19 protein-coding genes are annotated in these 19,883 nt (G+C 35.7%); 6 read left to right on the top strand and 13 right to left on the bottom strand.

Features of this window, described 5'->3' with window-relative positions; all coding sequences use genetic code 11:
• Positions 1-20 precede the first annotated feature (20 nt).
• Genes MXE27_RS05370 through MXE27_RS05355 form a run of 4 tightly spaced genes read left to right on the top strand, consistent with a single transcriptional unit; the run spans position 21 to position 3,124 of the window.
• Positions 21-914 carry a hypothetical protein gene (locus tag MXE27_RS05370; protein ID WP_248611377.1) on the top strand — a complete coding sequence of 298 codons (894 nt, stop codon included), beginning with the start codon at positions 21-23 and terminating at the stop codon, positions 912-914.
• A 53-nt stretch (positions 915-967) separates the two neighbouring features.
• Positions 968-1,891, top strand: coding sequence for an NAD(P)-dependent alcohol dehydrogenase (locus MXE27_RS05365; protein ID WP_248611376.1), 924 nt, complete (start codon positions 968-970; stop codon positions 1,889-1,891).
• 1 nt (position 1,892) lies between these two features.
• The gene (locus tag MXE27_RS05360) at positions 1,893-2,627 is read left to right on the top strand and encodes a class I SAM-dependent methyltransferase (RefSeq protein ID WP_248611375.1); all 735 of its coding nucleotides are present in this window, start codon (positions 1,893-1,895) and stop codon (positions 2,625-2,627) included.
• A gap of 11 nt (positions 2,628-2,638) precedes the next feature.
• Positions 2,639-3,124 carry a flavodoxin family protein gene (locus MXE27_RS05355; protein ID WP_248611374.1) on the top strand — a complete coding sequence of 162 codons (486 nt, stop codon included), beginning with the start codon at positions 2,639-2,641 and terminating at the stop codon, positions 3,122-3,124.
• A 106-nt stretch (positions 3,125-3,230) separates the two neighbouring features.
• On the opposite strand, the gene MXE27_RS05350 is transcribed toward MXE27_RS05355, so the two are convergent.
• The 6 genes from MXE27_RS05350 to MXE27_RS05325 all read right to left on the bottom strand — a co-directional run bounded on the left by MXE27_RS05350 (position 3,231) and on the right by MXE27_RS05325 (position 6,805).
• The gene (locus MXE27_RS05350; RefSeq protein ID WP_248611373.1) at positions 3,231-3,452 is read right to left on the bottom strand and encodes a TRAM domain-containing RNA chaperone; all 222 of its coding nucleotides are present in this window, start codon (positions 3,450-3,452) and stop codon (positions 3,231-3,233) included.
• Positions 3,453-3,740: 288 nt separating this feature from the next.
• Positions 3,741-3,962 (bottom strand): TRAM domain-containing RNA chaperone, encoded by a 222-nt coding sequence (locus MXE27_RS05345; protein ID WP_248611373.1) that lies wholly within the window; start codon positions 3,960-3,962, stop codon positions 3,741-3,743.
• A gap of 182 nt (positions 3,963-4,144) precedes the next feature.
• On the bottom strand, positions 4,145-4,405 hold the full coding sequence (locus MXE27_RS05340) for a hypothetical protein (protein ID WP_248611372.1): 261 nt from the start codon (positions 4,403-4,405) through the stop codon (positions 4,145-4,147).
• Between the two features lie 43 nt (positions 4,406-4,448).
• Positions 4,449-4,964 carry a DUF1802 family protein gene (locus MXE27_RS05335; protein ID WP_248611371.1) on the bottom strand — a complete coding sequence of 172 codons (516 nt, stop codon included), beginning with the start codon at positions 4,962-4,964 and terminating at the stop codon, positions 4,449-4,451.
• A gap of 100 nt (positions 4,965-5,064) precedes the next feature.
• On the bottom strand, positions 5,065-5,718 hold the full coding sequence (locus MXE27_RS05330; RefSeq protein ID WP_248611370.1) for an ABC transporter ATP-binding protein: 654 nt from the start codon (positions 5,716-5,718) through the stop codon (positions 5,065-5,067).
• The gene (locus MXE27_RS05325) at positions 5,711-6,805 is read right to left on the bottom strand and encodes an ABC transporter permease (protein WP_248611369.1); all 1,095 of its coding nucleotides are present in this window, start codon (positions 6,803-6,805) and stop codon (positions 5,711-5,713) included. Before MXE27_RS05325 ends, MXE27_RS05330 begins: the two co-directional genes overlap by 8 nt.
• A gap of 207 nt (positions 6,806-7,012) precedes the next feature.
• Here MXE27_RS05325 and MXE27_RS05320 point away from each other — a divergent pair, with 207 nt between their 5' ends.
• Positions 7,013-9,589: a histidine kinase dimerization/phosphoacceptor domain -containing protein gene (locus tag MXE27_RS05320; RefSeq protein ID WP_248611368.1), complete on the top strand. Its 2,577-nt coding sequence runs from the start codon at positions 7,013-7,015 to the stop codon at positions 9,587-9,589.
• Positions 9,590-9,680: 91 nt separating this feature from the next.
• Here MXE27_RS05320 and MXE27_RS05315 read toward each other — a convergent pair whose 3' ends face one another.
• Positions 9,681-11,090, bottom strand: coding sequence for an MFS transporter (locus tag MXE27_RS05315; RefSeq protein ID WP_248611367.1), 1,410 nt, complete (start codon positions 11,088-11,090; stop codon positions 9,681-9,683).
• A gap of 136 nt (positions 11,091-11,226) precedes the next feature.
• On the opposite strand from MXE27_RS05315, the gene MXE27_RS05310 reads away from it, so the two are divergent.
• Entirely contained in the window at positions 11,227-12,510 is a 1,284-nt protein-coding gene (locus MXE27_RS05310; RefSeq protein ID WP_248611366.1) for a PrpF domain-containing protein, read from the top strand.
• Between the two features lie 79 nt (positions 12,511-12,589).
• Here MXE27_RS05310 and MXE27_RS05305 read toward each other — a convergent pair whose 3' ends face one another.
• The 6 genes from MXE27_RS05305 to MXE27_RS05280 all read right to left on the bottom strand — a co-directional run bounded on the left by MXE27_RS05305 (position 12,590) and on the right by MXE27_RS05280 (position 19,864).
• Positions 12,590-13,825, bottom strand: coding sequence for an LL-diaminopimelate aminotransferase (locus tag MXE27_RS05305; protein ID WP_248611365.1), 1,236 nt, complete (start codon positions 13,823-13,825; stop codon positions 12,590-12,592).
• Positions 13,826-13,839: 14 nt separating this feature from the next.
• Positions 13,840-15,513 (bottom strand): glutamate--tRNA ligase, encoded by a 1,674-nt coding sequence (locus MXE27_RS05300; protein ID WP_248611364.1) that lies wholly within the window; start codon positions 15,511-15,513, stop codon positions 13,840-13,842.
• 47 nt (positions 15,514-15,560) lie between these two features.
• Positions 15,561-16,550 (bottom strand): short chain isoprenyl diphosphate synthase IdsA, encoded by a 990-nt coding sequence (idsA, locus tag MXE27_RS05295; protein WP_248611363.1) that lies wholly within the window; start codon positions 16,548-16,550, stop codon positions 15,561-15,563.
• Positions 16,550-17,899, bottom strand: coding sequence for an RNase J family beta-CASP ribonuclease (locus MXE27_RS05290; protein ID WP_248611362.1), 1,350 nt, complete (start codon positions 17,897-17,899; stop codon positions 16,550-16,552). The genes idsA and MXE27_RS05290 overlap by 1 nt, the downstream gene beginning before the upstream one ends.
• A gap of 1 nt (position 17,900) precedes the next feature.
• A complete protein-coding gene (gene fni, locus MXE27_RS05285; protein WP_248611361.1) occupies positions 17,901-18,953 on the bottom strand; it encodes a type 2 isopentenyl-diphosphate Delta-isomerase in 1,053 nt (350 codons plus the stop codon).
• A 98-nt stretch (positions 18,954-19,051) separates the two neighbouring features.
• Positions 19,052-19,864, bottom strand: coding sequence for an isopentenyl phosphate kinase (locus MXE27_RS05280; RefSeq protein ID WP_248611360.1), 813 nt, complete (start codon positions 19,862-19,864; stop codon positions 19,052-19,054).
• Positions 19,865-19,883 lie beyond the last annotated feature (19 nt).

Here is a 19,883-nt window from a genome sequence, read left to right as displayed (position 1 = left end):
AAAATCGGAGGTTAATTAAAATGATTGATATTAAAGAAATTAAATCAGTTAAACTGACACCTTTTACCAAGATGTCAGCTTCAATATATGGAGTTTTAGGTCTTGTTGCAGCTGTAATTATGTTAATAGCACTCGTCATTATGCAAGCTACTGGTTTTGTGAGTGAATTAGGGCAATTTAATATTGTAACTGGATTTGGAATACCTATGCTTGTACTATTCCCAATAGCTGCCTTTTTCTCCACTATAATGATAAGCTTCTTCTCAGCACTGCTTTATAATATATTAGTGCCCAGATTAGGTGGTATAAAATTAGAAATAGAAGATAATGACATTGTTAAAATTCCTGTGATTTCATTTTCCCTGATACTCTCAGCAATTGGAGCAATATGGGGCCTTATCATGGGAGTGGTACTGGCAGCAGTGATTTCACCTATATTTTCAGTGATTGGTGCCATCAGTACCATGCCGGGTGCTGCTAATATAACCGCCAATATTACTAATAGTACTGGAGCAGCTTTACCAAGCAGTGCTCAAATAGGAGCAGCAGGATTAATAGCATCTTTAGTATTAATAATTGGGCTACCTATACTGGTATTTGTATTTGGATTTATCTGGAATGCTTTGTTTGCATTGTTATACAATTATGTGGTCACCAGAGTTGCTAAGATCAAATTAGAATTCAATCAAATCACTGGAAACTTACATGAACTTAAACATATACCCGTGATACCAACTGCTCTTGCAGTAGCGCTTGTTTACACATTATTAGGACTTATATTCGGTGTTTTATCCGGTAACTACTTTGAATTTATAGCCGACTTTGTACAGTACTTCATACAAACCGCTTTAATTGCTCTTTTATACAACTACCTGGCACCTAAGATTGGTTCAGTTAAATTAAATCTAGAATAATATTTTCCAGATTTCTTTTTTTTATTTTTTTTTTATGAAGGGGATTATTGAATATGAAAGCAGCAATTTATACAAAATACGGCCCACCAGAAGTTCTAGAAATAAAAGAAATAGAAAAACCCACTCCCCAGGATAATGAAGTACTCATAAAAGTAAATGCCACAACAGTAACCGCGGGAGATGTGAGAATGCGTAGTTTCAATGTCCCTCGCTGGCAATGGCTTTTTGCTCGGATTTATTTAGGCATTATAAAACCAAAAAGACCAGTTTTAGGGATGGAACTTGCGGGTGAAGTTGTATCAGTTGGTAAAGATGTAACATTGTTTTGCAAGGGTGATCAGATTTTTGCATCAACATTCGCTGTGGGTTTCGGTGGTTATGCCGAGTACATATGTTTTAAAGAAGATGGGATGCTTGCACTTAAACCAAACAACATGACCTTTGAAGAGGCCGCAGCAGTCCCTGTAGGTGGTCCTACAGCATTGCGTTTTTTAAGGACAGGGAATATTAAAAAAGGTCAAAAAGTTTTGATTTATGGAGCTTCAGGTAGTGTAGGATCTTTTGCAGTTCAACTGGCCAAGTACTTCAAGGCTGAAGTTACTGGAGTATGTAGTACCTCCAATTTAAAGTGGGTTAAAGAGCTGGGGGCAGATATAGTAATTGACTACACATCAGAAGATTTTACCCAGAGCGGTGAAACATATGATATTATTTTTGATGCCGTGGGCAAGGTTTCTTCTTCAAAAAGTAAGAAGGCTCTTTCTAAAGATGGTGTTTTTCTTTCTGTTTTGCAATCTCATGCTAATGACAAGGAAAGAGTTAAAGATATGATGTTCATCAAAGAGCTAATTGAAGCGGGACATGTGAGAACCGTAATTGACAGATCTTACACACTGGATCAAATTGTAGATGCCCACAGGTATGTGGAAAAAGGACATAAAAAGGGTAATGTTGTTATAAAAATTGAGGGGGAATAAAATGAATGAAGAAAAACTGGATTTTGGTGGATCTCGCTTATTTGAGAATTTTCCATGGATTATCGGATTAATATTTTTTATCGCAAGCATGGGGATATTTTTTTATTTCACGTCTTATCTGCAGCTATTATCACTACCACTGATTTTACTCTCAGCAAACTTTTTTATAGGAACTTATGTGACCCGGAATTTCTCAAAATCAGATAATATGACACTGCCTTTTGTTGATTTATTCAACACAGACGATAATATTATCCTTGATGCGGGTTGTGGTTCGGGTAGAGCTACAATTGAACTGAGTAAAGTGTTTAAGGGGAAAATTGTGGCTTTTGACTTGTTTGATCCTAAAGGTGAAAGTATAAGCAGCCGAAACTTGCTTGAGAAAAACCTTGAAATTGCCAAAATTACAGATAGGGTCCAGATAGTGCAGGGCGATGTAACAAATATTGAATTTGAGGATAACACATTTGATGCCGCCATAAGCAGTCTTTTAATTAACAATCTAGGCAAATCCAAACAAACTGCTTTAAAAGAACTATTTCGAGTACTTAAGCCCCGTGGAAAAATATTAATTATTGTCCCATCACGCAACCTGCAAACATTCGCGGTTATGAGTGTTTTTTCTTTAGTGCTAACTTCCACTGAAAAATGGCATTATTTATTCAATGAATCTGGTTTCCAGATTCTGGATGAAGGATTTATTAACTTTGGAAAGTTTTTCCTACTACAAAAATAGGATGTGAATGTATGAATGTTGAAAAAAATGAATTAAAATCTCTTTTAATCTTGTATTCCTATCATCATATGAATACAGAAAAAATCGCTAAAGTATTTGCAAAAGTTTTAAATTGTGAAATAAAAACCCCAGACGAAGTTGAAATTGAAAATTTAAAAAACTATGATCTCATTGGTTTTGGTTCAGGAATATACAGTGCAAAACACCACGAATCTATACTTGAACTTGCGGATAATCTACCAGAAATGAATGGTGAAAAAGTATTCCTCTTTTCAACTGCAGGAATTACAGGTGAAAACAAAGCCCTTAAAGATCACTCTAAACTCAAAGAAAAATTAGAATCAAAAGGTTATTTAGTTATTGATGATTTCCAATGTAAAGGTTTCAATACCAATAGTTTTCTTAAACTTTTTGGTGGTATGAATAAAAGTAAGCCTGATGCTCAGGATCTAAAAAATGCAGAAGAATTCGCCTTGAATTTGAAGCAGAAGCTATAAAAAAAAATAAAAAAAGTAAGTATTTACGTGAAATAGATAAGAGTAAATTTGAATTTAATAAAAAATATGAAATATAAAATTCCATATAATTTTTAGAAAATAATAATTATTCTATTATTTCAGCAAAGGCAAAATTTCTTCGGGTAGCATTAACTCTAATTTTGACTTCATCGCCAACTTTAGCGCCTGAAACAAAAACTACATACCCTTCGATACGAGCAATTCCGTCTCCGTCTCTACCAGTATCTTCAATTTTAACATCGTATTCTCCACCCTCTTTAATAGGGGCGGAATTATCTCTATTGTTGTTATAACTATCTCCAAACAAATAAATCACTTTCCGTTTTGCCTTGTTGGCATACTACTATTTATTTTCAAAGCATATAAAGTAATGGGAAAGATTGTATTTTATTAAGCCAATAATCAAATGAAAATAACTGGATAAAATTCTATAAAATAAACGCGAATATTGTTTTTTGAAAATATACAGCACTAAAATTAAGTAAATAAAAAAAAAGAAAAAAATATTTTATCTATGTGAAATAGGTAAGAGTAAATTTGAATTTAATAAAAAATATGAAATATAAAATTCCATATAATTTTTAGAAAATAATAATTATTCTATTATTTCAGCAAAGGCAAAATTTCTTCGGGTAGCATTAACTCTAATTTTGACTTCATCGCCAACTTTAGCGCCTGAAACAAAAACTACATACCCTTCGATACGAGCAATTCCGTCTCCGTCTCTACCAGTATCTTCAATTTTAACATCGTATTCTCCACCCTCTTTAATAGGGGCGGAATTATCTCTATTGTTGTTATAACTATCTCCAAACAAATAAATCACTTTCCGTTTTGCCTTGTTGGCATACTACTATTTATTTTCAAAGCATATAAAGTAATGCATTGTAATCTTATTTTTTTAATAATTTGAAAACTGATTTAGCTGATCAAAAAAATAATTCAAAATCTATTTTTTAAGTAGGTCTTGCAATAATGTAATAATAAAATAAATGAACATCAATACAATTTATTTACCACGTCTATTTTTTTAAAATAAGCCCCTAGAGTGAATTTCACCTGCTGATCTAGTGCCTGTTTGGTTTCTGCTTCCAGGATGTAGGGACCTATAACCATTTCCGTGTCAGTGTCTTCCACATTCATCTCCACCTGGTGGAACTCTTTTCCATCAATCTCTTCATTGGTGTAATTTTCCACATATATAGTGGCATTTGAGATTTTTTCTACTTTATCTACCAGATCATAGAGTTTCAAGGCCATATTTAATCACCTGTATAAAAAAATTAAAATTAGGGGTTTAAACCTATTTTAAGTCATTCTTTATTTTATTAAATTCAGCATCAGATAATACAGCATCTAAGTCATCCAACGATACGGGTTCATCTGCATCAGCATAAACCATACCATTGGTTCTGTTGACCATAACAGGTTCTTTTAGTTTATATACTCTTAAAAGCCATACATAAGTCTTTTCCGAGTTGATATAATCCTGGACATGTTGATTGGCCCATATATGATATTTACTTAAATCATCAATACCATCTGCTGGTTTTTCAAATTCTTCTTCTAATACAGCATAATATTTGAGTTCATGGTCAGGTCCATCTACTTTAGGATTGGAATTTTCCTTGACAAAAGATTGATGTTCATTTTCAAAGCTATCCATATAGTTTTCATCTTGAAGATAATCTGCATTAGGATAGAGTAAAAAACCGTCAAGAGTGTTTTTATAATTTCTAATTAGGATAGACTGTTTACCCTGACCTAAGGCCTCTACAATTGCGTTGTTTTCGATTAAACATTTTTTTGTTGATTTCATAGTTTAGCTCTTATAATTTAAAAAAAAATATTAACATATATAGTTTGTTTTGAAACCATTATAAATTATGGGGTTTAAAAAAAATTATTTTAATCAAGTTTTAGATTATGTCCCCATCCTGCATGTTTATTATTTCCCCGGCATACTCTGCAGATAATGGGTTATGGGTCACCGCCACAATGGTCAAACCATCCTTTTCATTCAACTCTTTAATTAGCTCCATTATCACTCGGGTATTCTCTGTATCTAACTCACCAGTAGGTTCATCAGCAAGTAGAAGTGAAGGATTATTAGCCAGTGCCCGTGCAATTGAGACCCGTTGTTGTTCTCCACCTGAAAGTTGACTCTGCAGTCGATTATATTTACCAGATAAACCCACTTTATCTAATAACTTTTTAGCTTCCTCTTTATCCGGTTTAATCATAGGAAGCATTACATTCTCCAGAGCATTTAACTGGGGCATTAAGTTGAATCTTTGGAATATGAAACCAATATTTTCCCTTCTTAGTTTTGCCTGTTCCTTAGTAGAATAATCCTTAATATTTTTACCATTCAATAAAACCGTGCCGTCTGTTGGCGTATCAAGAATCCCTGCCAAATGCAGCAGAGTTGATTTTCCAGACCCCGATGGTCCCATTACTGCTATGAATGATCCTTTTTTAATTGTTAAGTTTACGCCCCTTAAAGCTTTTACTTCTTCAGATCCCATGATATATGTTTTCCATACATCGTTAAATTCAAGAACATTAGTCATATCTTAATGCCTCCACTACATTTAATCTGGATGCCCTCCAAGCAGGGTACAAACCAGCTAAAACACTGAGCAATGTTGCACCACCTATTACGCCTCCAACCAGCCACATAGGCAACATTTCAACTAAAGTTATGCTATCCATATTCAATTGCGGACCATATACTGTGATTCCGATTTGTAGTAAAACAGCAGCTATAATTATTCCTATTATAGATGCTATGAAACCTAAAAAAGCAGCTTCTAATAAAATACTCCCCAATATTTCCCTGTTAGTGAAACCAATGGCTTTTAGTACTCCAATCTCACGTGTACGTTCTGTTACATTTACCAGCATGATATTTATAATACTTATCACCCCAACCAGAAGGGCAATACTGGCTATGGCACTGATAAATAACATGATCCCATTAACCATGTCCCCAATTTGCTGGGATAAATCTGATTTAGTTAAAGCACTGGTTCCAGGTATCTCACTTTCGATTTCTTTGGTTACAGTTTCTGTATCGTTTTTGGTGTTGGCTGTGATAATTGATACTTTGTTATCATTTAAAGGGAGCGCAGTTTCTGTATCTAAAATCACGATACCAGTTCCTGGTCCCCCATCTGCTTTGGTTATTCCAGTTACTTGGAGTTTGTCATCTTTAATAGTAATATTGCTTCCAATTTTATAGTTATAATCATCAGCTAGTGATTGACTTATAACCACACCCTTAGTTCCTTTTACTATCTTTATCTGGTTCCAGTCAGTTAACCCTATTACCACTACAGGTACATTTTTTATATTAGTGTTAAACTGAGTTTGTTTCTTGATGTCATATAACTGGGTCATATTTCCAATTTTAGATACTGCCTTTTTACTAAGGTATGTGTCACCTGATCCCATTATAGAAGATCCGCTGGAGTTGTTCATTATGGTAATATCCCCATAAAAATTGGTTGTCTGCGAATTTATATAAGAGGTCAACCCGGTGCCAATACCCATAAGAACCACAAGAGCGATTACTCCTATTATCACTCCTAGCATAGTTAATGCACTCCGGAGTTTCCTTCTTTTAAAATTTTTTAGTGATAGTGTGTAGATACTCATTTAATCCCTCGATTAGATTTAAAATTCTAAAAATATTATCGCTTAATAATTTTTTTTATCATGATTGATTTAATAATATAATGCCATTATGTTTTTATTAATAAATATTATTTAAAGTCAACTATTAATAATGGAACATTATTAAAATAGAAAAAATAGATCATTTTTTCCAAAGAATTATCTTTTTTAAAATCATATTAATATACAATGAATCCTGTGCAAAATAAAGACGGTACCATTAATTTTAAAAATGTGCTTACCTTCTTTATCATATTCTTAATTGCCACAGCCACTATACTATACATCTTTAAAGATAATGATTATATCATAACCGTGGCCAGCGACATTATAAATCCTTTAGTTAACTTATTTGCCAGTGTTTGTTTATTATATGCTGCAAAACTATCTAAATGGTATGGTAAGAGAGTTTACTGGACATGGTTACTTTTAGGTATAGGCCAATTAGTTTTCACTTTAGGAGATATTTCATGGGGTTTTATTGAGCTTTATCTAAATCAAGAACCATTTTTTTCAATTGCAGACATTTTTTATTTGCTTTATTACCCATTATTTGCATTGGGGATTTTGCTGCTGCCCCGGATGAAAGTTAATCGCCTAAATTTAGTTAAAACAGTTTTAGATATTTTAATTATGACTATTACTATTGGACTTTTGCTTTTAACCTTCTTAATTATGCCCCTGATAATGAAAAATAGTGGGGATTTCAACCAAATCATATTATCTGCATCTTATGTTCTTTTAGACTTTGTACTGATATTTGCTTTACTTGACTTAATTTATACCAGAATCGGAGCTATTAATGACCCATTGATACTTTTAGCATCAGGAATATCTGTTCAAATAATTAGTGATGTTCTATTCTACTATCAAAGCACTGCCGGAACCTATTTTTCGGGTAGTTTACTAGACTTAGGTTGGTTAGTTGGATTCATGTTGGTTGGGCTAGCCGGAATAATGCAGGCCAATAATGCCAAACAAAAAATTGCTTTAAAAATTACCACACCTTCTCCAGAATGGCTTTCTTATATACCATTCCTCTGGATCATAATAGCTTATTTAACATTTGCCTGGAGTTATGGTCAAGAAAAACTGCATTTTGAAAATATCATATTCATAGGAAGCATCATCATTGTACTGGTTATTTTCAGACAAATTGTAGCATATAGGGAAATAAGACAGCTGTATAATGAAGCAGAAAATGAGATTATTAGAAGAGTACAGACCCAGAAAATTCTAAAACAAGAACGGGATAAAGCTCAGAAATACTTGGAAATGACTGGAACTTTAATTTTAGTTTTAAACCACAAAAAGAGAATTGTTCTAATTAATAAAAAAGTTACTGATGTACTGGGTTACAGAGAAACAGATCTTATTGGTAAAAAAGGTTCTGATCTTTTTTCAAAATCCTGCCAATTGAGTGAATTATTTGATACCAGTGCTGAAAGCCACTGCGAAGGAGAAATTTTATCCAAAAATAACGAATTAAGATACATTTCATGGAATAACCGCATATTAAAAGATGAAAATGGAGAATTTGTAGGAAGTATATTCTCTGGTGAGGATATTACTGAGCGCAGATTAGAAGAGTTGGAAAAAAAGAAAGCTATAGAAAATAATATAAAAAGGCAAAAAGCCCTTTTAACATTATCACAGAGTAAATTAGAAGATATTGATTTGTTTTTAAGGAATTTAATAAAAGTGGATAGTGAAATTTTAAATGTAGAACGGGTGAGTATCTGGTTTTTCAATGAAGATAAAAGCGCCATTAAATGCTATCGGCTATATAATTTAAGTGAAAACTCCTATGACAGTGGAATCATCCTCAAAGCTAAAGATTACCCCAACTATTTTAATGCCATAAATAATAGGCATACTATTAATGCCCATGATGCTGAAGTAGATCCACTTACAGCAGAATTTAAAGATTATATTAAACAATATAATATAAGGTCAATGCTTGATTCTCCCATATGGCTTCATGGAAAATTAAATGGCGTTTTATGCCATGAACACGTAGGGGAGGATTTTAGAACCTGGAGTCTTGATGATCAGGACTTTGCAAATGCCATTTCTAACCTGGTTTCTCTGGCTTTAGAAACTGATGAGAAAAATAAGGTAGAAACCAAGATAAAAGAATCTTTACATGAAAAAGAAATATTAATTAAAGAAATCCACCACCGAGTTAAAAATAATATGCAGATTATTTCCAGCCTTTTGAGTTTGCAGTCCCGCCAAATTGAAGATCCTAAAGCAGCTAATATATTTACAGAAAGCCAGAGTAGAGTTAAATCAATGTCAATGATACATGAAAGGCTTTATCAATCTAAAACATTATCCCGTATCAATTTTTCAGAATACATAACCAGCTTATCTAGAGAACTAGTAGCTACCTATGCTCAAAAGGATAGTGCGATTAATTTAGAAGTTAATGCAGAAGATATTCAGCTTAATATTGATACATCCATTCCCTGTGGTTTGATATTGACTGAAACTATTACCAATTCACTGAAATATGCGTTCCCCAATGGTGAAGGTACGGTAAGTATAGATTTTTACCGTGACAATCACTGTTTTGTTTTAAAGATTGCTGATGATGGTATTGGAATTCCCGAATCTATAAATTGTGAAAATACTACAACTTTAGGGCTGCTCTTAATATGTTCCCTAATCGAACAAATCAATGGAGAACTCAGTATTGACCGTGCACATGGAACCAGTTATACTATTAAATTCCATGAATTGGAATATGACGAACGTATCTAATTATATGAATGAAAATAAAGAGCATTTTTGAAAATAAAATAAATAGAGGCCCAATATAATTTTGAGTTGGAATTGACGAAGTATTCTAACTCTAATTATTTTCTTCTTTTACAAATAGTATCAAAACTAATGCAATCACTATAATAACGGCCCCTGCAAGATAAGCAGAACTGAAACCGTGCACAATCTGGTCAGGAGTTAAATGAGATTTGTTAACTACACCATAAGCTAAATAAATTCCAATTACTGCTACAGATTGCAATATGGCTACCCCAAACGCATTTGCAGTCATTCGGGCAGTGGTTACAATTCCAGAGGTTACCCCCCTCATTTTTTTAGGACTTTCACCCATGATAAATTTCATATTAGGTGGGTTGTATAATGCCACAGAGGCACCTACTAAAAATACAGATAAGCCAATATAAGCCATACTACTAGAAGCATCTAGTGTTGATAAAAGTAAGAGTGAGATTATACCTACCAAAGCACCTAAAGCAGTTATTTTATTAGGGCTAGATTTATCAGATAATTTTCCCGCGATGGGACCTACAATAAGAACTGCTAGTGGCATTATGGCTAAGACCAGACCTACCTGACTCACTTCAATTCCTTTTACTAATTCTAAATAGAACGGGAACAGTACCATGACACCTGCATTGGGCATGTTAAAAAAGAAGTTGCTGGCTGTGGGAATACTTATATGTTTATTTTTCAGCAGTTTTAGATTGAGTATGGGATCAATATACCTTGATTCCCTCCAGATGAACAGTATCCAGCAGATTATTGCTGTTAGAACTGTTCCCATAATTAAGTAAGAAGTCCAGCCTAGAGCTAGGCCTCGATTAAGTGCAAAAATAAGGGTGGCTTGGGCAATAAATAGCAATATAACACCGACATAATCAAATTTACCGCTAATTTCTTTATTTTTCACTTCTTGTAGAACACTAATTCCTAAAAATATTCCAATAATACCAATAGGAACGTTAATGAAGAAAATCCAGTTCCAACTTAAAAATTGAGTAATGTAGCCCCCAATAACTGGTCCAAATGCAAACCCCAGAGAGGCAAAAGTTGCAACATAACCCATATAAAGGCCTCTGTTTTTAGAAGGAAGATAATTTGCCACCATGGCCGCGGTTAGGGCACTGAACATGGCCGCCCCAGTGGCCTGGATAAATCTAAATAAAATCAGTTCATTGAAGGTGGCGGAAATTCCACATAAAAAAGACCCTATAATAAATACTAAAAAACCTGTTAGATACACTTTTTTATACCCTATTCTTTCGGCAAGGCTCCCAAATGCTATGAGGAAACTGCTGAGTGCTAAAACATAAATCAAAACCACCCAGGTAACAATACTAACATCAATACTGAAATGATGTGCTATTGTAGGGAGGGAGACATTTACAATAGATATATCAAAAAAACCCATAAAAGAAGCCAGACAGATAATTATTATAGTTAATTTTTGGTTATTTCGAAGTTTTTCTAACAGTTTCATTCCCCCGGGATAAATAAAATAATTTAGTCTAATTAAAGTGTATCCATCATATAGATATAAATTTTTTTAAAATTAATAAAAAATTAGTAGAATAAACCATTTAAATTAATTACAGAAAAAAAAGGGACGTGGTTAAATGAGTTACTTCAAACATGACCGGAATTTAGAGCAAATATTAGCCCCTATTACCATCCTGCGAGGTGGAACAAGTCGAGGTTTTTATTTTGATGGACGCAATGTACCTAAACCAGGGAAAGGTTTGGAGGAGTTCCTTTTAGCTGTGCGTGGATCACCAGATCCTATGGGTATGGATGGTTTAGGAGGTAACACTATTTTACAGTCCAAGATAGCCATAGTATCACCTTCCACCAGGAGCGATGCAGATGTGGACTATACTTTTATACAGATTTTCCCTGATCAGGTCGCGGAAATTAGTTATAAATTGAATTGCGGGAACATATCAGCAGGAGTGCCTGTTTTTGCCCTTATGAAAAATATGATAGGTGATGTTCCTGATGGAGAGCTGACTATTAAGGCATTTTCCACCAACACTGGAAAGATGATGTACATGACCCTGGAAGTTTTAAATGGTGAGGCCATGGTTCACGGTGAGACTCAAATCGGAGGCATACCCGGCACTGGTGCTGAAATAATGGTTGATTTTAGAGATCAAATTGGTGGATTTACCGGTAAATTACTGCCCACCGGTAATCTTATTGATACTATTCAGATGAACGATGGTAGCCTTGTTAATGTAACCATCATGGATCTAGTAAATATATGTGCCTTTTTTGATGCTGAAGAGTTTGGTTGTACCGGTTTAGAGCTGCCTAATCCAGATGGTTCCCTGAGAAAACCTTATGGCATTGAAGAAAAAATTGCAGAGTTTCGATTAAAAGTTGCTAAACTTATTGGATGGGACCAATACGATATGGATACTATTAAAAAATCTGCACTTCCTTTTGCCGTATCTATAACCAGATCTAAAAGTTACAGTGATATGAATGCGAAGAAAATAAGTTTAGATGATGTAGATTTAGTGGCGCGTTTTTATGCAGAATCAATTATGCACACCGCAGCCCCAGGGAGTGGGTCTACGACTCTAGGTGCTGCGGCTTCAATTCCAGGCACCATCCCTAATCAGGAGCTTGATGAAAGTAGTTTAAAATCAGGTAATGGTGGTGAGTTAACTTTTGGCCATCCCAGCGGTACTTTTTCCATTAAATCAAAGCCGGTTTTAAATAATGAGCTTAATGAAGTCCATTTTAAACATCTTTCTTTTGCACGTACCGCGAGAATTATCTGTGATGGGACAGTTTATATTAAAAATAATACTCCACCAGAGAACTGGAAAGACGCCAGCGAGTTTACTACTGCATCGTTCTTTTTAGAATCAGAAAGTATCCACATACAAAAATAATCAGAACTATGCAGTAAGAGTGCGCGGGATTCATTATTATAAGATCTTACCGAGATGTATCTCAATTAGAAAAAAATATTTAAAAGGAAAGTTTTGAAATTCTTTCCATTGCTTTTTTAGTATTTTCTAATGTGTTGAATGCAGTGATACGGAAATATCCTTCACCACTGGGTCCAAAACCAACTCCAGGTGTTCCTACAACATTAGCTTCAGTTAAGAGTAAGTCAAAGAATGCCCAGGAATCTATACCTTCTGGTGTTTTTACCCATATGTAGGGAGAGTTTACTCCACCGTAGATTTCCAAACCTATTTCCACTAAGCTTTCCCTGATTATTGCTGCATTTTGCATGTAGTAATCAATTGATTCTTTAATTTCTTTCTGCCCTTCTTCACTGTAGACTGCAGCTGCTGCTTTTTGAATAGGGTAGGATACTCCATTAAATTTGGTGGTTTGTCGTCTGTTCCAGAGAGGGTTTACTGCTTGAGCATTATCTTCTAAATCATAAGCCATAACTTCCTTGGGCACCACTGTATAAGCACATCTGGTACCGGTGAATCCTGCGTTTTTAGAAAAACTTCTGAATTCTATGGCTACTTCCTTAGCACCGTCTATTTCATAGATACTATGTGGAATATCGTCTTCAGTTATGTAAGATTCATATGCCGCATCAAATAGGATAATAGATTTGTTTTCTCGAGCATAGTTCACCCAGGTAGTTAATTGTTCTTTAGTGAGTGTAGTCCCAGTGGGATTGTTAGGGAAGCAAAGGTAAATTATATCCACATCTTCAGAGGGTAGTGCGGGTACAAAGTCATTTTCAGCAGTGCATGGTAAATAGACCAGTTTTTCGTATTTTCCTTCATCACCCATAGGACCAGTTCGACCAGCCATAACATTGGTTTCTACATATACAGGATATACAGGATCAGTGACGGCTATTACATTGTCTAATCCGAATATTTCCTGTATATTTCCCGTGTCACATTTTGCCCCATCACTTATAAAGACTTCATCTTCACTTAGATCTATTCCTCTACTTTTAAAATCGTTTTCAATTATTTTATTTATTAAAAATGAATAACCTTGTTCGGGGCCGTAGCCCATGAAGGTTTCACTGTGACCCATTTCATCTACTGCTTTTTGGAATGCTTTTATTACTGCCTTAGGTAGTGGTCGGGTTACATCACCTATGCCCATTCTGATGATTTCAGTTTCGGGGTTTTCTTCCTGGAATTTATTAACTCTTTGATTAATTTCAGCGAATATGTAGCTGCTTTTAAGTAATAAGTAGTTTTCATTTATTTTTACTGACATATTATCCCTTCTAGTTATTTATGTGTAAAGTAGAATCTTATTTTATCTTTATTTATTTCATCAACCCGAGCAAAGCCGAATCTTTCCAGTTGTACCTCGTCCTCAACTTTAAGTAATCGGGCCGCTGGTTCAACGCAACCTTTAATTATGGATGCATCGTCCATTACTATCTCTACAGGAACATTATCATCAACAGGCACCCACTGTACTGCCTGGGCCTTTATAGAACGTGCTTCTTCAAAGCTTTCACTGTGAAATATAGCGCCATTATCCGTTACCTTAACATTGACTGCATCCATGAGTCGTATGATTTTTCCCATTTTTAGATCATCTTTTGATAGATAAACTTTTCCATTAAATGGGATTTTTCTATCGCCCCTATCCAAAAAATCAGGATGCAGTGGTCTTTCCACAATTTTTTGAGCACTTTCTGGAACATCCTGTATAACTATTTTTTCAGGATCTGCAACAAAGAAATACCGATTGGCAGTTTCTTCCAATATGTTCCTGTTTAAACCATATACTTTCTTCCAGCTGATGGTGGCATCAGCTATTTTCACACCAATCTCTGACATTAATTCTTTTATGGCATCTGCTTGTATCCCTCTTCGAGCAATGGCCCTGATGGTTCCTAATCGTGGATCGTCCCATCCAGAATATGTTCCGTCTTCAATGCCGGCCCGGGCTTGGGATGTGCTTAAAGCAACATCATCCATTTTTAATCTACCATAATGAATAAATACCGGGATTTCCCATCCCATGTGATTGTAAAGGTATTCTTGTTTTTCTGAGTTGGCTAGATGGTCTTTTCCTCTGAGTACGTGAGTTACACCCATTAAATGGTCGTCTACTGCTACTGAGAAATTCATCATAGGATAAACCTTATATTTTTTACCGATTCTCGGGTGTTCATCTTCCACGATTCTCATAGCCACCCAGTCACGTATAGCTGGATTTTTATGTTTTATATCTGTTTTTATCCTTAAAACTACTGAACCTTGATCCAAGGCGAACATTTCTTCCCATCTACGGAGATTTTCTTCGATTGGCAAATCACGACAGGGACAGCTGATTTTTTCATCTTTTAGTTTTTTAAAGTCCCCACCATCACAGGTGCACATGTATGCTGCGCCAATTTCTATGGCTTTTTGGGCGTATTCATAGTAAATAGGGATTCTGTCACTTTGGATAAATGTTTCATTACATTCTACACCCATCCATGAAAGGTCTTCAGGGATCATTTCATAAGCATCCATGTGCACTCTTCGTGGATCTGTGTCCTCTATACGCAGAACCAGTTTACCGTTATACTTTTTAGCATATTCTGAGTTTAAAACTGCTGCTCGGGCATGGCCAATGTGCAGGGGTCCACTGGGGTTAGGTGCAAAACGCAACACTACGTTGTCCTTAACTTCAGGTAGTTCCCCTAATCCTTTTTCCTCAACTTTCTTTTTTTCTTCTACTTGACCGCCGGTTTTTTCAAGTTCAGCGATTTGTTTTTGCGGATCCATGGCATTGACTTTTTCCACTATTTCACCTGCTAGTTTAGAAATAGTTTTAGCTTCTCTTCGAAGTTCGCTCTCATTGCTCATGATGGATCCTATGACTGCTCCATTGTGAGCTTTTCCATTATGTTTAACTGCGTTAATCAAGGCGTATTTGTAAACAACTTTCTCTAAATCATTCATAAAATCACTCAATGTAGAAGAATAAAAAATTAAAAATAATATTTTTTTTAGTGCTGTCTTTGCAGCACAAAATCAGCAATCAAAATAAGTGCATCTTTAGCTTCAGAATCATCCAATATATTTAGTAGTTCTTTGGCTTTCCTTACATTATCTAAGGCAACATCATGAGCATATTGAATGGAACCATATTTTTCAAATATATCTATTGCTTCCTGTACACGGTCAGGGTTTTTTTCTTTGAGGATGTCGAGTAATGTTTTCTTATCCACATCAGATGCCCTTTCTAACGCCTTAACAACCATTAAGGTCATTTTCCCCTCAATAATGTCACTACCCACGGGTTTACCTAGAGATTCCTCATCACTGACCACATCAAGGTAGTCGTCCTGGATCTGGAAGGCTAATCCGATCAGTTTACCATATTCAGCTAATGCTTTTACCTGTTCTGAATTTCCTCCACCCATTATTGCCCCTGCTTTGGTGGCGGCAGCAATAAGAGCAGCGGTTTTCTTGTAGATCATGTCCATGTATTCTACTTCATTAACATCTAATCTTTCTTCAAAACTCATGTCACAAGCCTGGCCTTCACATATCTTAATACATGAATCCACTACCACACCCAGAGCTTCATTAACCCTTTCGTATGATGAGTCATTAATTTTGGTCCGGATTACAGTTTCAAATGCCTTTGAAAATACTATGTCACCAGATAATATGGCCATGGGTTCACCCCACAGTACATGTACCGACGGTTTTCCCCGGCGCATATCATCTTCATCCATAATATCATCATGGATTAGGGAAAAAGTGTGTATCAATTCTATGGCTGCTGCTGTTTTAAGAGCATACTCTGATTTTCCACCCACAGCTTCGCTACTTAATACTGCTAAAGAAGGTCTTAATTTTTTACCACCCGCCTTAGTAAGGTGATTTGACGCTTCTCTAAGTTCTGCAGGACTTATAGTTGACAGTGCTTCATTAATTTCATCATCTATACTTTCTGAATATTTTTTTAGAATTTTTAATACATCACTCATCAAATCCCTCCATTAAAAACTTGTGCTTGTCCATTTCTCAGTACGTGAACATCATTACCCATTTTATATCCCTCTTCCTCAGCAATTTCTGCATAGGCTGCCAGCATATGTAAATCCCCGTGAGATGGAACAATGTGTACTGGATTCAGCATACGAATAAAGTCCCTGTGATCTTCCCTTCCGGCGTGACCTGAAACATGAGCATTGGTATATATCCTAGCTCCACTGGAGCTCAGCCTGCGTTCCATCAAATTACGGTTAGCTTTATTCATAGGGTTAGGGATGACCGGGGCAGATATTATTACATTATCTCCTCTTTTAATATTAAATTGAGTCTTAGCATTCGCTATACGAGGTAAAAGTGCATCTGGCTCACCCTGATGTCCAGTGGTAATCAATAAATATTCATCCCTCTTATCTTCAGCCCTAGATAGTGCTTTATTAACAGCTTTCGGGCTACCATAAATACTGGCATTTGAAGGTAACTTTAAAATACCCATGGATTCAGCCAGAGTACAGTATCTTTCCATTGATCTGCCCAGAAGCAACATCTGCCTATCACTGTGTTTTGCAATATCACTTATGGCCTGGATCCTTTCTATGTGGGATGAGAAAGTAGTGATTATCACCCCATCCTTTTCCTGGAGAGGGGCCTTCATAATGTCTTCCAGGACAATACGCGCCACCTTCTCAGAATGGGTTTTTACTTCCTGTTTTTCGGATGCCCTCGTAGTTTCTACAATAAGAGCTAGTACACCTTTCCTACCTAACTCTCTCAAACGGTGATAATCCGTTGGTGGGGAAATTTTTTGGTGATTATCAAACTTAAAGTCATTAGCATATACTATTATACCTTCCGAAGTGTGAAGGGCTGCTATAACTGTTTGAGGAATACTGTGAGTAGTATTAATAAATTCTAATGTTATGTCTGGTGATATTTGACGTTTTTCACCAGGATTTAAAACCTGTAATGGATTGGATACCTTAAATTTCTTTTCGCTCTTAATAGTACTTTCTATAAGAGATAATGTGTAGGGAGTGGCTATTATAGGTGCCCCATATCTGTGGGCTAATTTAGCTACAGCACCTATATGGTCCAGGTGCCCATGGGTGAATACTATGGCCCTGACTTTTCCATCCACATCTTTCATTAATGTATCATCAGGGATTACGCCTCTTTCAATTAAATCCAGACTGTGCATCCTTGAAATATCAGTGTCTTCATGAATGTGTAATCTATCCAGGTGGATACCCATGTCAAAAATTACTACATCATCGCCTACTTTAACGGCAGACATGTTTTTTCCAACTTCTTCATATCCACCTACGGCTATTACTTCAACGCTCAAATTACGTCCTCCTCGCGTATTTTTTTGTGTCAACGCCCCTTTCCTGTAGCCATTCTTTAGTGCTGCCTTTAATAACTAATTTTGACTCTTTTAATTCATCTAAGTTATTAGCACCCACTAAAAACATTGCTACTTTTAATGATTCTTGTAATCGTTTTATAACACCCATTACATCTCTATATCCAATATAAGCTTCTTTTAAAACAGGTAATGCAATTCCAACAGATTCAGCCCCTAAAGCAATAGCTTTAGCAGCATCTAAACCGCTCCTTATGCCCCCGGAAGCTATGACTGGAATATTAACAGATTGAGTTACTTCAACTGTGCTTACAGCTGTAGGAATACCCCAATCCCAAAATAATTCTCCTAAATATCTATCTTCTGCACGATAAGTTTCTACTGCAGCCCAACTAGTTCCACCAGCCCCTGCTACATCAATAACATCTACCCCCTTACTTTCTAGGGATAGTGCGTCTTCTTTTGAGATACCAGTGCCTGTTTCTTTGACCACTACCGGGACATCAACTGATTTTACAATTTCGCCAATAGATTCCAGATAGCCGGTGGCATCTATGTCTCCTTCAGGTTGGATTGATTCCTGGAGTGGGTTCAAGTGAACTGCCAATGCATCAGCATCTATCATTTCCACAGCTTGAGGAGCATATTCTATCTGAGGAGCACCAATATTTCCAATTAAAAGAGTGGATGGTGCAGTTTCTCTTGCCACGGTGTAAGTAGATACCAGTTCAGGGTTCTCTACTGCAGCTCTCTGGCTACCTAATCCGATACCTATACCCATTTTTTCTGCGGCAATGGATAGTTCTCGATTTATTGCTAATGATGAAGGGTGTCCCCCAGTTATAGCAGATATAATTATCGGTGCTTCCATTTCTTTTCCTAAAAGTTCTGTGGATATATCTATTTTTTCTTTATTTACTTCAGGTATGGCTCTGTGAATAAGCTCAATATCTTCAAAACCTGTTGTTTTGTTTTTATACTGCACATCACAGTGTGCACATAACAATAAATGTTCTAATTTCCTATCTGAAATCATTTTTTTAACGCCCTTTTTTATAAATTACTTTATTAAATGAATTATTAATTGTCCTTAAGGACAAATCCTCCCGCATAATATATTATGATTGTGATAAATTAGTTAATTCTATTTCCAGTGCTTTTAATTGTAGTTCCAAAAACTTCTTCTCCATTAAGAGCCTTTTCAATTAAACCTTCTTTTCCGGCATTTATAATTTCTGATTCAATGCCCGCCTCTGCTAAATGCAGCAATTCCTTGAGTTTACCAACCATTCCCCCAGTTACATCAATATTGGTGGTGGTATCCAAAGAGTCCAGATCATTCAAAGAGGTGAATTTTTCGATTAATTCTGCACCCGAATCCTTCTTAGGATTCTTATTAAAAACTCCGTCTACATCTGTACCAAGAATTACTCTGGTGGGTGTTAAATTAATGGCCAGGTGATTAATTATCTGGTCGCCGGATAAGACTGCCATTTTAATATTTTCATCAGTATCCAGTACCACATCCCCATAGATTACCGGGACAAATCCCTGGTTAAGGTATTCAATTATCAGATCCAGGTTTGCGATTTCAATCCTTTTTCCGTGGGTGATTATAAATGATGATGGTTGTATTGAGACTGCAGGAATTCCCTGTTCTCGAAATGCATCACAGACAAGGGTGTTGAGTTTTTTAACCCAGCTCTGAGTAAGAGAAAAGCCTATTCTTTTCCTTTCAAATTCTTCTTCTGATGTAATAGGATTCCCAATTTCATATCCTCTGGCAAAAGGGTGTCCAAATGACCCTGCACCGTGCACTATTATTAAGTCTTTTTTAATTCCGTTTTTTATTTCACGGGATATTCTATTTAAATTATCTTTATCAATAGTGGGAGATTCCGCTCCTTTAACTGTTATTATACTTCCGCCAAGTTTTAGAATTATCATGATTACACCGGTTCATCCA

Source organism: Methanobacterium alcaliphilum (assembly GCF_023227715.1).
Taxonomy (GTDB): Archaea; Methanobacteriota; Methanobacteria; order Methanobacteriales; family Methanobacteriaceae; genus Methanobacterium_E; species Methanobacterium_E alcaliphilum.
The sequence above is the reverse complement of the archived record's forward strand: the minus strand, read 5'-3'. Positions and strand labels throughout refer to the sequence as shown.

Coding starts and splice junctions, on each gene's coding strand:
- MXE27_RS05335 (WP_248611371.1), bottom strand. CDS start 4,964: ATGAAATCAACAAAAAAATGTTTAATCGAAAACAACGCAATTGTAGAG.
- idsA (WP_248611363.1), bottom strand. CDS start 16,550: ATGAGTGATGTATTAAAAATTCTAAAAAAATATTCAGAAAGTATAGAT.
- MXE27_RS05280 (WP_248611360.1), bottom strand. CDS start 19,864: ATGATAATTCTAAAACTTGGCGGAAGTATAATAACAGTTAAAGGAGCG.
- MXE27_RS05310 (WP_248611366.1), top strand. CDS start 11,227: ATGAGTTACTTCAAACATGACCGGAATTTAGAGCAAATATTAGCCCCT.
- MXE27_RS05330 (WP_248611370.1), bottom strand. CDS start 5,718: ATGACTAATGTTCTTGAATTTAACGATGTATGGAAAACATATATCATG.
- MXE27_RS05355 (WP_248611374.1), top strand. CDS start 2,639: ATGAATGTTGAAAAAAATGAATTAAAATCTCTTTTAATCTTGTATTCC.
- MXE27_RS05300 (WP_248611364.1), bottom strand. CDS start 15,513: ATGAATGATTTAGAGAAAGTTGTTTACAAATACGCCTTGATTAACGCA.
- MXE27_RS05340 (WP_248611372.1), bottom strand. CDS start 4,405: ATGGCCTTGAAACTCTATGATCTGGTAGATAAAGTAGAAAAAATCTCA.
- MXE27_RS05360 (WP_248611375.1), top strand. CDS start 1,893: ATGAATGAAGAAAAACTGGATTTTGGTGGATCTCGCTTATTTGAGAAT.
- MXE27_RS05315 (WP_248611367.1), bottom strand. CDS start 11,090: ATGAAACTGTTAGAAAAACTTCGAAATAACCAAAAATTAACTATAATA.
- MXE27_RS05305 (WP_248611365.1), bottom strand. CDS start 13,825: ATGTCAGTAAAAATAAATGAAAACTACTTATTACTTAAAAGCAGCTAC.
- MXE27_RS05370 (WP_248611377.1), top strand. CDS start 21: ATGATTGATATTAAAGAAATTAAATCAGTTAAACTGACACCTTTTACC.
- MXE27_RS05365 (WP_248611376.1), top strand. CDS start 968: ATGAAAGCAGCAATTTATACAAAATACGGCCCACCAGAAGTTCTAGAA.
- MXE27_RS05325 (WP_248611369.1), bottom strand. CDS start 6,805: ATGAGTATCTACACACTATCACTAAAAAATTTTAAAAGAAGGAAACTC.
- MXE27_RS05320 (WP_248611368.1), top strand. CDS start 7,013: ATGAATCCTGTGCAAAATAAAGACGGTACCATTAATTTTAAAAATGTG.
- fni (WP_248611361.1), bottom strand. CDS start 18,953: ATGATTTCAGATAGGAAATTAGAACATTTATTGTTATGTGCACACTGT.